We start from the raw sequence: 15,037 nt of genomic DNA, 5'->3' as shown, positions 1-15,037 counted from the left end.
GCAGCCGCGGATGTGGCGTAATTGGTAGCCGCGCCAGACTTAGGATCTGGTGCCGAGAGGCGTGGGGGTTCGAGTCCCTTCATCCGCACTGAAAGCGACAAATTGAATTTTTATTCTTTTTTGTCGCTTTTTTGTTGATGCAAGTTAAGAAACCCTTACTACAATCTAACAACCAGATAAGAAACAATATGTTACAACACAACGAAGGTTGCCTCAGCAAACCTGAGACAACCTTTGTTATATTTTAAGCTACTTATTTCTAAAAGGTATCAATTACCATCAAAAGAACTTGTCGGTGCTTGATCAATCAATTCCATAAACTGATCTAGTTCTGGAGTAATGATTATCTGAGTTCTACGGTTACGAGCTTTTCCTTCAGGAGTGCTATTACTTGTAATTGGATTATACTCCCCGCGTCCACCAACAGTCAAACGTTTAGGATCAATTCCATAATTATTTTGCAATGCCTGAACGACAGAAGAACCACGTAGAGCACTTAAATCCCAGTTATTACGAATATTAGGACGAGAAATTGGATCTGTATCTGTGTTTCCTTCCACCAATACGCCATAATCTTTATAATCTAAGATGATTTTAGCAATCTTGCTAAGTGTTTCACCTGCTTTATCACTGATTTCATAGCTTCCTGAACGATACAGCATATTGTCTGATAAAGAAATATAAACAACACCTTTCAACACTTGAATATCCATATCTCGCATTTCTTCGCGAGTAAGCGAACGGGTAAGATTATTAACCATCACAAGATTCAAAGAATCAGATCGGTTTTTTGCTTGCACCAAATGCTGGATAAAACGATTCGAAGCATTGATCTCATCTACCAATTTTCCAATATTCGCATTACCTTGTGAGTTATGTGAAAGGCTCTTATTCAACGAATTTTGCATTTCAGCCAAAGCTCCACGCAACTCTTCATTATTTTTTCGAGCTTCTGCTAAAGTCTCTTCAAGGCTCGACACACGAGTGCGACTCTCGGTCAATTGCAATTGACTTCCTTGAAATTCTGTTTGCAGTTGTTTGTAGTCTGTTTCTAAATTTCGAAACTTTCCCTTAGTTACACAACTCGTAAACATTATACCTGCTACTAATATTAATAGCGACCAAAAAGAATACTTCATAAACTAAATCTCATTATTAAATTTAATGTACAATTAATATATATAACAACAGTATTTACTAATTGTTTGAGACAGTATAGTTTATATCCGTTAATATTTTATTAGATAAGTAAAAGCAATAAGAAAGAATAACTTCCATATGTAGCTAACTTAAAAGAAGAAAGTTCCTATTCGGAAATTTTCTTTTTTAGGATATGGAATACGATATAATAATCAGCTAAATACATCCATTATAGTAAAAACACATTCTTTGCGCTGATACTTATTGATTGCAGGAACAATCCTTCTAAAATGCTCTGTCTGGCAATGTCTGTCAAGCGCATCATGATCGGGCCATTCTTCGATAAAAACAAAGTGAGTTTTATCATCTTGGTCTACATACAAATTATACTCGATGCAATCTTTCTCTTCTTTTGTTTTAGCAACTAACTCGGCATAAAGAGGTTTAACGATTTCTAGATACTCTTCTTTAATAAAATCTTCCGCAATTACCTTAATCATACTATCTTCTTTTTTTACAAACACATTTCTTAATTAGTAAAGTTAAGAAGAGTAAATGACTTTACTCTACAATCTGTTTATAACATTTTGCGAATTAACATCGAACCTTAGTCTATGTTTTTCCACAATAAAAACAAAGGTATTGCATTCAAACAATACCTCTGTAACTTAAAACATTATATATGCTGTTTTCCTTTCCTAATTCAGAGTAAATTAGTCATGTATCTGTGGCATACGAGCAGGGTCACCACTAACTTCAAAGAAATTATTCTCACCTCTTTCGAGTAATCGATAAGTAGAATTCTCTCCACCCGATGTCCACCAAGCAGGAGTATCTTCAAATGGAGTTTGATAATTCGTTTCCTGAGGTTGTAAAACACATCCTGCATCATCATTATCGCACCCAAAATGTATGGTCTCATCCCAAAGATAGTCTTTGATTAGTGCATACCATTTTTCAATGCGAGGAATACTTTTACTAACATGAAATGGTCCATCAGTAGAATTAGTAAGTTCATGGAAAGCATTTATATACATATGCTTGAATTCGGCAATTGTCAGAAGCCTTTGAATCAAAGGATGATCAAAATTACCCCAGTTCAAAGGATCTTGTCTTGCGGCATCCTTAGCCCATGCTGTACCCAATGTAGTATCAAAATCATTAGGAATGAAGAAGAACTTACCATGCGTATTGAAATAAAAATTATAGTTGTTTGCATTAGACCAATAGTCATCTACATTACCACAAATAACATTTATAAGGTACGATTTCATCAGCAATCTAACATCTATTGTTTTGTTTGCCCATACTTTCAACGCTTCTCCTTCCAATGTTACCAGATTACGAACGAAAGATGTCAACTGCGCATTAGCCTCAGCTCTTTTATTAGTATTTGTTCGAAGATCATAAACAGTACGATCTTCGATAACGCTGGGATCGTAATTATTTAGAGCAGAATCATTGTCTCCTTTCCAGAGGAAAGGGGTAAAATCACCTGGTTGATCATCTCCGAAAAAGGCTTTACGATTCTCTAGATAATCGTCCTCAATAAATTCTTTTAATTTGTAAAGTCCAAAATACGCCGGTGTAGAAATTCCGTCAATAATACTGACATAAAACCGACACATGCTGATTAGTGGACCAGAGTATACACCTGCCTCTTGATATAAATCGAAACTGTATACTTCGCGAATACGCGCCGGATCTTCTCTGATAAACTTAAGGTCGAGTCTTGATAATCCTTCAAACGTTTGTCCCGGTACATTTCTAGCAAATTGAAGGGCGAAACTTGCCTGACGCCAAACCGGATTTACGGGATTGTGGTGTTCGCCTTTTTCCCCTTCAGGACGATTACGGCTACTATTACCTCTAACCCTCAAAGCAACATTTGATACTGTTTGGCTTGGAATCTGAGGATTGCCTCCAAACACAAAATCACCCGGTATCCAGTAATTATCTCCGGGGGCTTCATCGAAGGCATCAAGTAACCGATTCCAATCAGCTACTTTTATCTCCAGAGTTACCACGGGAAGGGATTCCAAGTCGAAAATTTTTTCGAGCTCAGCATTTCTTAATGCATCTTTTTTCATTTTGTAAAGTTTTAATTAATAAACGAATGCATCTTATTTAACAACAATCGGATGCTTTGTGTTCAATGAATTTGTTAAGATTTTTAGATACAATAAGAAATGGGCTGAGTTCGAATTATAAGACTAGTAATCAGCTATTCAGTAAAGATGTATAATACGCTTCAACATCCTTCCAATGATAGTAAGGTAGTATATCACTTTTTATCGGAGGGATAAGAGTTTCCTTCTCTTGAAGGAGAAATTTCACAAGGATATCATCCGAATTTTTCTTCTTAAAGAATATCATCTGAACGTTTCCTGCCATTGGCACAATTTTAAAATCACTCCATGCTTTATAAAATTCTGAAGGTTCAGCTACACTTGCATAACAGTCCTCTAAATGCAGAAGAGCTGCCAAAGGCATCAAGTTACCATCGTGACCGAAGCGAAAAGTTGCTCCTTTACCTCCTCCTTTAATTACTTCATTTGCACTATCAAGTATATTCTTAAGAAGGGGCTTAGCATTCCCCATCATTATACCTCCATTTTGTGCTGATGTTGCATCACACACGTAATGACGATAGTTCACACATTGCCAAAGGTCAAAAAGTTCCTGTTTCTCAAACAAGTCATAAAAAGACAGCTTGGTTTCCATATTCTGCATATCGCTGGCAATCCAATACAAAGCCCACATAAAAGAAAAAGGATTTACCTTTTTAGTAATATAGGTACTATCGGAAAATAAGGAAGATACCAATCGTTGTGGCTTTGTATGACCTTCTTCAAATTTGCGATATTCCTCACGCCAGATCCCACCATTCTTTGCTCTGAAAGATAAAGCAGCTTCTGTATGATAATTCATATATTTCATATACTTATTACTCGATTCGCGTTCAATATCCAACGTAGGATTCAATTCTTTCAAACGCTCACTAAAAGCATCCATACTAAGCACGCAACGGATAATAATTGTTGAACGAGCCGACATCTTAACATTATCGGTGAATACTTGCGGAAATGACTTATACATACGTTCGGCAATACCTCTCTGTTGACGCACTCCCAGAGGAGAAAGATCGCCTCCATGTCCTTCAGCTTCTATCCAAACCTTAGCCAAACGATTATAGGCATCTACGCCTAGTGGTGTAAGAGCATCTTTTTTATAGGCATCTTCCAAAAGATCGAGTACCCATTTGTAATCCTCGTCACTTATTAGATAACGCGAGCCATGACGACCATAATGGCTTATATAAAAGGGTTCGTATCCTTTTGGAACTGGAGTCTGAGCCACTATTTCGTCTGACGGATAGGCATAATATACGCTACCTGTTTTTTCGGGTGTTGCAAACATTTCCTCTTTCGTTGTTTGTGCCGACACGGAACAAATATTGAGAAACAAGAGGAAAGAAAGGAAATAGCAACTCTTTTGATTTAATCTTTTCATTCTTTACATTTTAGGAATAAGGTCTCACAGACCTATTTATTAATTCGTAAGTATTAAGTATATTATATAAGCATCTCTTAGAGATATCAATATTATATAGAAATACTTACAGTTACTTGGTTTACTTCTTTAAAATTCAATCTATTCAGATTAAAAGCCTATCATAATCAAAATCTGTTACTAAAAGCTGCCTCAAAATTCAAGGCAGCTTTCGTCACATGAAAGGACGCATCACGCGCCCTAAAAAAAGGATATCGTGCTTTTATCTTGTATTATATTTGCCTGTTTATTTTGAGTAATCCGGATTCTGAGTTAAATAAGGATTCACAGAGAACTCATCTTGAGGAATAGGAAAGAGGTTGTATTTATCATCAACATCTTTACCCACATAGGCTCCTATTGATCCGTCTCCACCTTTCCAGTCCCAATTGTACCCTTTGGTAAATTTATTAAAACGGATAAGGTCTGTACGACGTACAAGTTCGGTATGCAGTTCACGTGCACGTTCGTCCAAAATAAAATCAAGAGTCAATTGACTGTCATTTATTCTTCCCGAAACTCCATCACCATAAGCTCCCGACATGTAAGCTCTGTCTCTAATCTCATTTACGTACTTCAATGCATCCGAACGGCTGCCACTAGCTCCTCTCAGAACTGCTTCTGCTGCCATTAAGTAAGCATCTGCTGTACGGAACATTGGGTAATCAATAGAGCTATATGTAGTACCCTCTGCCTCCAAAGGCTTTCTATCCTTAGTCATATTACGCCACTTTATAGTAGCATAACCATTCTCAAACTTTGTTGCTTGAAAGTTGCTACCTACTATCCAAGTTTCTTTAGTATGCTTGGTGCTATAAAACTGAGCTCTCTTGTCTTTCTTTTTATCACCCCACGTATCTTTTTCATCGAATGTTTGGTCAGACACATCGAACATATCTACCAACTGAGTTTTGATACGAGCATTGCCCCAAGAAGAAGAAAGTCCTGTGTGAACATTCATCGAACCATTCGTCAAAGCCTTAAGAATAAAATTTGTACCTGCACTATTAATGGTATTCACCCCATCTTGTGGCAAATTCCAAATAATTTCTTTACACGTATTATTGTCCGCAAGGAAAATATGACGATAATCGGAAGCCAAAGGATATGTATTGCTATCAATAATCTTTTTTGAGTATTGATATGCTTTTTCGTATTCTTTCTTGCCTACCCATGCCTCTGCATTTAGATATACACGAGATAATAAAAACCATGCTGCAGCCTGATCGATACGTCCATATTGATTTGTTCCCGGAGCCTTTAGATCAGCAGCTAACGCTTCCGTTTCTGCAACCACATAGTTGTAGATGTTCTCACGGGTCGATTGTTGGGGAATAGTTCCGATTGCCATTGTTTCATCCACAAAGGGAGCCGATCCGTAAAGATCGCAAATCATACTATAACAATACGCACGTATAAAGCGTGCTTCTGCACGATAATAAGGCATTTCGTCTTTTAGGTCCTCATATAATCCCCTACTTTTCAAATTACTGTCTGTCGATTCACGCAGAAACTCATTACAATAATTAATAGACATAAAGAGACGATAATATGAGTAACTGATAATCTTAGTTGATGCATTCCAATTCATAAACAAAAGATCCCAACTACCTTGTGAACTTCCTGAATGAAGAACTATTTCGTCTGTCGAACATTCCTGCAAATAAAACAACGATCGTGTATATCCGCTATATCCGGTATCCATACCTCCTACATCACCATCTTTATCAGGTCCATCCTGTCCGTTTAAGATTAGAGAACCGTAACATTTTGCCAGTACTCCTCTATAACCGTCTACCGTAGTATACACATTGGTATTTAGAGGCTTCTTTTTATTAAGAGGTTCAGTATTCAAGTCGTCAAGACAAGAGGTAAATAGTAATCCCATAAGAACTACTGTACATATATATTTAAATGATTGTAATTTCATAAATGATTCCTCCGATTATTAAAAGTTTAGGTTTAATGATAAAGTATAAGTTCTCGGACGTTGGTATGTATTGTTATCAATACCGTTGTATATCTCAGGATCTGCTCCCGAATAATTAGATATTATAGCTATGTTTTGTGCACTGAAAGCCATACGTAAAGAACTTGATGTGTTCCAAAGTTTATTGAATGTATAACCCAATGTTATATTATCAAACTTAAAGAATGCGCCACTTTCAAGAAAATGATCTGAGAAATATTGTTCTTTAGAAAAACCTCTCTCTAACGCCACTTTAGATATGTTACTCGATATTCCATCACCATACACACCGATTAACGATTGTTTTGCTTGTTGATAGTTGAATACATAATTTCCGAAGCTACCATGTCCGTTGATACCGAAATCCCATTTTTTGTAAGTCAAGTGAGTAGAAAGCCCATAGTAATAAGGCGTTCTCGAACTCTTACCCGTCACATACTTATTATCATCACTCTGAATAGTTGTTATAGAACCATCTTTTGCAATATATTGTCCTTCCAGAGGTTTGCCGTCTTCACCATACGCTTGTTTAAGTAAGAAGAAGGTATTGGGTGTTTCGCCAATTTTATGGATTTGAAGATCGTTTCTGCTTACACTTCCTGTTTTCACATAGCTGTCTTCACTATCAATCGTATTCAGTTTTGTAATCTTCGATTTTCCATAAGTGAAGTTTCCGCTAATAGTCCATTCCCAATCTTTAGTTTTGATAGGTATACCACTTAAAGCAAACTCGAGCCCTTGCCCTTCCATATCTCCAATGTTGGTTTCCAATTTATTGGTGAAGTTGCTTCCTGCGGGAACATAAATGTTATTCAACAAATTTTTGGTGTAACGCTTATAAACATCTATACTACCATAGATACGGTTATTAAGGAATCCATAATCCAAACCGGCATTATAAGTACTTGTTGTTTCCCATTTTATATTCGGGTCGTATCCGTTTGGTCTGTACATATATAGCCACTCATCTCCAAATGGATATTTAGCTGCATCCGACGATATGGTATAAAGAGATAGGTAAGGATGGTATCCACCAATATCCTGCTGTCCGGTTTGTCCATAACTTACTCTAAGTTTCAGATCCGATAGAGGTTTGATGTCACGAATAAATTTCTCTTCGGTCAAACGATACCCCAATGCTAGAGAGGGAAAATATCCCCAACGGTTATCGGGAGAGAAACGAGACGATGCATCTCCACGCAATGTTGCTGTAAAAAGCAGCTTCTGATCGAACGAATAGTTAAAACGGCCGAAGAACGAAAGTAGATATAACACATCCTCATCAGGAAGCGAAGTATCAACCACATCTTTCACTACATCTCTAGGATTGGTACTATACCAAAATCGTTGCCATTCGTAACCTGCCATCGCACTAATATTATGTTTCGGATTTATATCCTTAACATAGTTGGCATAGGTAGAAAGTATATAGTTAGTGTTTTTGTTATCTTCTAAATGAAACTTACCTCTTCCGTCACTTCTGTTTGACGTGTACATAGAAGGGGCTAGATCGGGAATTGTTTCTTCTTCTTTATTTCGGCGTATATCATATCCTAAATTCATATTCAGATGAAGATCTTCAAAGCCGTGAATTTTGTAATCAATAGCCATATTACCAAGAGAACGGTTTATGGTATTTAGTTTACTGGTTAGCTCAAGTTCTGATACAGGATTAGTTGCAGCCAGATTTTTGGGTTTTCCGGCATCGTCCATCCACATATAATAGCCAAGACCTACGTTACCCGCATAATTTTCATGTACGGGACGGGTTGGGTCAAATGAAATTGCACTACCGATTGCACCCGTTGATACCGGATGGCTGCGCTCCATACTTCCTTTAACATTAATATCCACAGATAGATGTTTATTGAAGAATTTTGGAGATAAGCCAAATCCACCGTTAAAACGTTTATAATTATTTGCATGCAATACTCCATCTTGACTCAGGTATCCTACTGATACACGGTATGGAACTTGTTTTGCAGTACCTGTTACAGAAAGATTATGTTCATTACCAAATGCTGTTCTGTAAATTTCTTTCTGCCAATCTGTTGATGCAGCTCCTAATTTAAAATCAGATGGTGCGCTAATTTGTCCGCTCTTGTATATTTCGCGGTATTCGTCGGCAGACAAAACTTCATAATAACTCGGTATTTTACTTACCGTGAAATTTGAGCTATAATTAATCTGAGGTTTAGAACTACCCCCAAGGCTTCCTTTTTTAGTTGTAATGATAATTACCCCATTAGAAGCACGAGACCCGTATATTGCAGTAGCCGAAGCATCTTTTAGTACCGTAAAGGTTTCTATATCGTTAGGGTTAATAAAACTGATAGAGGTATTACTTACCGGAACTCCATCAATTACAATCAAAGGATCGTTGTCTGCAGATAAGGATGCTCCCATACGAATACGTATAGTTCCGCCACTACCCGGAGCTCCATCGCCCGGAACAATATTTACACCGGCAACTCTACCGATTAATGCATCTTGTGCTGTTATTTGAAGTCCTTTGTTCAGCTCATCGGGTTTTATAGAAGTTAATGCACCCGTAGCATCGCCTTTTCTTACTTGTCCGTAACCAATAACAACAACTTCACTTAACAACTCTGAGTCTTCATCCAGAATTATTGAGAGTTTCGTTTTATTACCGACAGCTACTTCTTTTGTTTTATATCCTAAAAATGAAACTACTAAAGTTGCATTTGCAGGCGCATCCAGCTTAAAGTTTCCATCGTAATCAGTTATAGTTCCTGTAGAACTGTCTTTCACTTTCACACTTGCTCCGATTACTGTTTCGCCAGATTTATTATCTGTTACAGTTCCAGAGACCTGAATGGCTCCCGAATTTTGAGCTAAGGAAGTAGAGAATGTAAATATTCCTACTAACAAGAGCAAGAACATCTCCCTTGTTCTTCTTCTTTTGTTTTTAATCGACTTTTCTTTCATCATGGTTAGATTAACATATTTCTGGTTATTAGATTTTCTCTCGGCTTCTCTTAAATCTTCGAACTGGTAATTAGATCCTCTTGGTATAACGAATGAGTGCTTTTAAGATTTGTGAGTTAACGAAACACAAATCTATTATACCTTTTATCGCTTTGTATAGCATAGTAGAAGCTATAAGTAAACGGAATACCTCAAATTAAAAAAGCAATCACCTATAATATAGATGATTGCCTAATTAGTTAAAACGAAACAAAGTAGATTGTATTTAGTGTATAGGTATAATATTTTCAGGTATTATTTGCCTATTTGCTGAATTGCGACTGCAAATTCGTCCTTCGAGACTACGAGTTTATTGTGTACTTTAAGTCGATAATTGTATACCGTTTGAGGAGAGTAGTGTAAGAAACTTGCAATCTTACTACTATCTGTTATACCAAGTCGAACGAGTGCAAAAACCCTAAGTTCGGGAGTTAAAATGTCACCTGCCTTAGGTACTATCTGTTCGTTCTCTAACAACAACGAATTAAATTCTTCTACGAAATTGGGATATATATTTAAGAATATTGCATCAAAATTGCGGAAGAACTCTTTCAGCTCGTCGGAAACAAGCGACGTAGAATTTGTCATCTTCGTAGCCTCGGCTATTTGTCCCGATTTTAATTTGCGATTGATGTCTATTCTATACGCTTCCATCTTGTCAATGTACGTTGAGCAAAGATTAAATACCGAGCCAATGTATTCTTCTTTCACTAAATTAGATTCGGATAGCTTTTTATTTAGATCATTCAAATCTCCATTCATGCGCTTTACATCTTCATACATCTTATTTATTGACTTTCGGGCTGCGGAAAGCTTCTTCAATTGCTTGTAAATATAAAACAAGCTAATCACCAGAACAACAGAGAGTATAGAGATTAGAAACAGATATTTTATGAGATTCTCCTTTTCTTGCTTCACTTTCTTATCATAGGCAGCAGCAATAATAGGCAGTGTTTGTGAAATTTCAAGAGTCCGAAAGCGTGCTTTACAGAAAATAGCATCTTCCATAGCACACTTTATGTAAGTATATGCTCTATCCAGATCGCCCTCTTGATAAAGTAAAATTGCCAGTTTGCGCAATGCAATATATCCTTTTACAGCCTTTCGTTGATCTCCAATTGCGGAGATTATCAGATATTTTTTTTCCTGTTCATGATCTCCTATTCTTCTATAAACATCCGACAAACCATATGCTACCGTTCCTACTAGCGATTGATCTTCTCCATATTTCTGAAAACACTCTCTCATCAACGCCAGAGCTTCATCATACTTGCCTTTTTCCACCAACTTTCCGTTCCAGACAAGGGCGTACCCTAATGATTGCGGATCATTAACTAACAAAAGTGAGTCTTTATATTGGCTAAGTAGATTCTCGTAGTGCGTTTTTTCTTTTTGCGAAAACGAATTTTCGAACATTAACGTATATATCGAATGATAGAGGTGAAAATAATATGCCCTCTGCTTATCGTCTAACTTCTGACTATCTACTTGATCTATTATATCGAGCGATTCTTTATACATTCCCATTATACCCAATATCTCTGCAATATTCATATTAGCAGTAGAAATGTATTCCGTTTTATTTAATTTCTGAGCAATCTCCAGCCTCTCATTAGCTATCCATAAAGCAGAATCCATATTGTAGTTACGGTACTCTCTCAGAAGTTTCTGATACAGGTTAAAACGCTCATCAAGGTTTGCTATCTTCTTTAATTCTATGTTTAGACTGTCTATGCGAAGTTCTCTTTTTTGCTCATACTTAGGACGTTCCTTTATCGTAGCGTCCAGCACTTTTAATAAAGAATCTATTTCGTTAGAAGCAAATCCACAGATATTCAGTAATAAAAAAAATGCAAGTAGTATGTTTTTTCTCATTCAGGGTAATTTAAAGATACAAAGCGAAGATATATAGAATCGGCTTTCTATCAATATTTTTTATATTAAAAGAAGTCATCTTATTGTCAAATACACTTTCTTACAAAAGCAGCTCATACAGCTTAAACCATTTGAGATGAGCGTAATTCAAGCCCAGATCAACAGTTCCCATATACTTATATCCCAGTTTTTCATACAAGGCAATTGCAGGCATATTGTGTATAGAAACATCAAGACGTATTGATTTCATATTCTGTTTGAGAGCATATTCATGTGCAAAGTTCATCAATTCACAACCTACACCTTGCTTCATATAATGTGGACTCACTACGAGGGTATGTATAACAAAAATCTCCTTATAGTCAGCATCAACACCCCACTCTACTTCTTCGTATGCCTTTTCGGGCTCATTATTTAAAATAATGCTTCCTGCAATCGTATTATCTATTCTCAGTACAAATAGATTATCGCCTTCAATTCCCTTTATAGCAGTTTCTCGAATGGGATAAACGCCTTTGATCCATCCCGAATAATTAACATTCGCCTCTAAATAATCATTCAAGTTATTATAGAGAGCTTCTAGTTCGTTTATGTCTTCTTGTGTCGCTTTTTCAACAATCATAATTTCAGGTAGATGAGAGTATTTAATGGTGTTTTCTTGTTTGAGGAAACAATGTCATATGTGCACTCATAGTCGGTAAGCACATAAATTCACCCCTACTCTAGAACATTAGACAGGTCTGATATTCCTCAAAAAGAAAGCGAATATACTACATTCTGAGCAGAGATTTCGTGCCTACCAAAATATCTATGTATACAGAAAACCATATTACGTATACAAAAAAGCGGACTCTGTATATTCTTTAAATATCCCTTTAGCTCAAACCCTACTTTCGTATCATAATTAAAAATAAAACAAGATAACAAGATGAATAAAGCAGAAGTAGTTTTAAAGGTTTCAGAGAAATCGGGTATTGATGAAGATGATTGCAGAAAAGTTCTAGATGCTTTTGAGGAGGTGGTAAGTAACCACTTATCCGATTCAAAAGGAGTAGGTGCAGCTTTCGAAACAGTATATAAAATGATGAGCTTCATCAAAAACAAAAAAGACAATAAATAAAAACATGAGATCAAAATCTCAAAAAACAAGATATTATGTATTATAATACAAAACTAATAATTATACTAGGCTTACTTCTCTCTTCAATAGGAGTATTTGCCCAAAAAGGGAGTAATCAACTTACTCAAACTATCAGAGGTATTGTTATTGATAAAAATTCATCAGCACCTTTGTCGTATGTCTCTATTGGTCTTTTAGATTTGCCAGAAATAGGTGTAACAACAGACGATAATGGAGAGTTCGTATTAAAGAATGTTCCTTTAGGAAGGCATAATTTACAGGCAACATCAGTAGGATACGAATCGAATATTTTCCGTGAGATACTGGTAACCTCAGCCAAAGAGATCTATGTAGAAATACCTTTAACCGAGAATATAAATGAGCTGGGAGAAGTAGTTGTTCATGTACAAACAAATAAAAATGCACCTCTAAACAATATGGCTACAACAGGAGCGCGTATGCTTAGCGTGGAGGAAGCCAGCCGATTTGCAGGAGGAATGGATGACCCTGCACGTTTAGTAAGTTCTTTTGCGGGAGTTGTATCGAGTGTATCCAACAATGGAATATCCATACATGGTAATGCTCCTCATCTATTGCAATGGAAACTAGAGGATGTAGAAATACCAAACCCAAACCACTTTGCAGATATTTCGACCTTAGGAGGAGGCATATTATCATCATTAAGTAGTAACGTTCTGGGTAATTCGGACTTTTTCACAGGAGCTTTTCCTGCCGAATACGGCAACGCAGTATCAGGCGTATTTGATATGAAACTGCGAAATGGTAACAATCAAAAAAGAGAAAACACATTTCAGATAGGTATATTAGGTATCGATGCAGCATCAGAAGGTCCTATCAGTAAAAAGAATAACTCGTCTTATATATTCAATTATCGTTATTCCACAACAAGTTTATTAAAACTGGCGGGTAATTTAGATTATCAAGATTTGAATTTCAAGATGAACTTTCCTACAAAGAAAGCAGGTACATTCTCGGTATGGGGAACTGGATTAATAGACAAATACTCGGACGATCTTGAGAAGAATCCTGACAAATGGGAATTTATCGATGACAACAAAAAAGCTAGAGCCAAACAGTATATGCTTGCTGCGGGGGTAACCCACCGTTATTTTTTCAACAACAATGCACAATTAAAAACAACATTGGCTACAACTTATTCGAGTAACGATGCTGATGAAGATGTGTACGACAGAGAGCTCAACTCAACACCAAATTTAGCTTTAAAGAACCGTTATACCAATCTTATTTTTTCGACTTATTTGAATTGTAAATTCAGTTCTAAACATACCAACAAAACAGGTTTTACATTAACCAAGATGTATTATAATATGGATCTCGCTCTTGCTCCTTACAGAAATCAACCCCTCGAAACTATTTCTCAGGGAGACGGAAATACGAATCTGATTTCGGGCTATACCAGTTCTTCGATAGGACTTAACGATAAGGTTACTTTAAATCTGGGAGTAAATGGTCAATTACTTACTTTAAATAATCATTTTACTATAGAACCTCGTCTGGGTATAAAATGGCAAACAAGTACTAAAACTTCATTTGCATTAGCCTATGGTTTACATAGCCGTATGGAAAAAATGGATGTATTTTACGTAAAAACAGCAGGCTCGGAAGGCAAACCTATCAATAAAGATCTTGACTTTACAAAAGCTCACCATCTTATGCTTACTTTCAATTACAATATATCAGAAAATGTGAACCTTAAGATTGAACCCTATTTTCAATACTTATACGATGTTCCCGTAATGGCAGACAGCTCTTTCTCGGTACTTAATCGCAGTACATTTTATGTAGAGGATGCTCTAGTAAACAAAGGAAAAGGACGTAATTATGGTATTGACATTACTCTTGAGAGATATTTGGATAAAGGACTCTATTATATGGTAACAGGATCGGTATTCAATTCTAAATACCGAGGTGGAGATGGAGTCTGGTATAATACCAAATTTAATCGCAACTTTGCTTTCAATGTCTTAGTGGGTAAAGAGTGGACTATGGGGCATAACGAACAAAACACATTTGGAGCTAATCTGAAATTTACGTTACAAGGCGGAGAACGTTATTCCCCTGTTGATGTCGAAGCTACATTAAATCGCCCCGATAAAGAAACTCAGTATGACGAAACCAGAGCTTATTCGAAACAGTTTTCACCCATGTTTGTAACAAATGCAACTATCAACTTTAGAATGAACAAGAAAAAGGTGACTCATGAGTTTGCTATCAAATCGATTAATACAACAGGGTTCAAAGAATATTTCGGACACCAGTACAATCTGAAAACAGGAGAAATAAAACCTCACAGACAAGCAACATCTATACCCAACATCAGTTACAAATTAGAGTTCTAAAGCATTATCCCT

10 protein-coding genes and 1 tRNA gene are annotated in these 15,037 nt (G+C 36.5%); 3 read left to right on the top strand and 8 right to left on the bottom strand.

The genetic code is table 11. The features are described from left to right. Positions 1–6: 6 nt before the first annotated feature. Positions 7–88 (top strand) — tRNA-Leu (locus tag IR022_RS16780). Positions 89–269: 181 nt separating this feature from the next. Here IR022_RS16780 and IR022_RS16775 read toward each other — a convergent pair. From IR022_RS16775 to IR022_RS16740, 8 genes are all read right to left on the bottom strand, one after another. Further along, a complete protein-coding gene (locus tag IR022_RS16775; RefSeq protein WP_050708595.1) occupies positions 270–1,139 on the bottom strand; it encodes a flagellar motor protein MotB in 870 nt (289 codons plus the stop codon). Positions 1,140–1,352: 213 nt separating this feature from the next. Next, positions 1,353–1,640 carry a putative quinol monooxygenase gene (locus IR022_RS16770; RefSeq protein ID WP_194204598.1) on the bottom strand — a complete coding sequence of 96 codons (288 nt, stop codon included), beginning with the start codon at positions 1,638–1,640 and terminating at the stop codon, positions 1,353–1,355. Between the two features lie 213 nt (positions 1,641–1,853). Beyond that, positions 1,854–3,230, bottom strand: coding sequence for a CotH kinase family protein (locus IR022_RS16765; RefSeq protein ID WP_194204597.1), 1,377 nt, complete (start codon positions 3,228–3,230; stop codon positions 1,854–1,856). Between the two features lie 130 nt (positions 3,231–3,360). Then, positions 3,361–4,653, bottom strand: coding sequence for a histidine-type phosphatase (locus tag IR022_RS16760; protein WP_410492824.1), 1,293 nt, complete (start codon positions 4,651–4,653; stop codon positions 3,361–3,363). Between the two features lie 286 nt (positions 4,654–4,939). Further along, entirely contained in the window at positions 4,940–6,622 is a 1,683-nt protein-coding gene (locus IR022_RS16755) for a RagB/SusD family nutrient uptake outer membrane protein (protein ID WP_194204596.1), read from the bottom strand. An 18-nt stretch (positions 6,623–6,640) separates the two neighbouring features. Beyond that, positions 6,641–9,613: a SusC/RagA family TonB-linked outer membrane protein gene (locus tag IR022_RS16750; RefSeq protein ID WP_194204595.1), complete on the bottom strand. Its 2,973-nt coding sequence runs from the start codon at positions 9,611–9,613 to the stop codon at positions 6,641–6,643. Positions 9,614–9,904: 291 nt separating this feature from the next. Next, positions 9,905–11,524 (bottom strand): DUF6377 domain-containing protein, encoded by a 1,620-nt coding sequence (locus tag IR022_RS16745; protein ID WP_194204594.1) that lies wholly within the window; start codon positions 11,522–11,524, stop codon positions 9,905–9,907. Between the two features lie 100 nt (positions 11,525–11,624). Beyond that, a complete protein-coding gene (locus IR022_RS16740; protein ID WP_194204593.1) occupies positions 11,625–12,146 on the bottom strand; it encodes a GNAT family N-acetyltransferase in 522 nt (173 codons plus the stop codon). 306 nt (positions 12,147–12,452) lie between these two features. Here IR022_RS16740 and IR022_RS16735 point away from each other — a divergent pair, with 306 nt between their 5' ends. Continuing rightward, positions 12,453–12,644 carry an HU family DNA-binding protein gene (locus IR022_RS16735; protein WP_050708587.1) on the top strand — a complete coding sequence of 64 codons (192 nt, stop codon included), beginning with the start codon at positions 12,453–12,455 and terminating at the stop codon, positions 12,642–12,644. 35 nt (positions 12,645–12,679) lie between these two features. Further along, a complete protein-coding gene (locus IR022_RS16730) occupies positions 12,680–15,025 on the top strand; it encodes a TonB-dependent receptor (protein ID WP_194204592.1) in 2,346 nt (781 codons plus the stop codon). Positions 15,026–15,037 lie beyond the last annotated feature (12 nt).

This window comes from Dysgonomonas sp. GY617 (assembly GCF_015233815.1).
In the GTDB taxonomy this organism is placed as follows: Bacteria; Bacteroidota; Bacteroidia; order Bacteroidales; family Dysgonomonadaceae; genus Dysgonomonas_A.
Note: the sequence above shows the minus strand (reverse complement) of the source record. Positions and strands in the feature narration are given on the sequence as shown.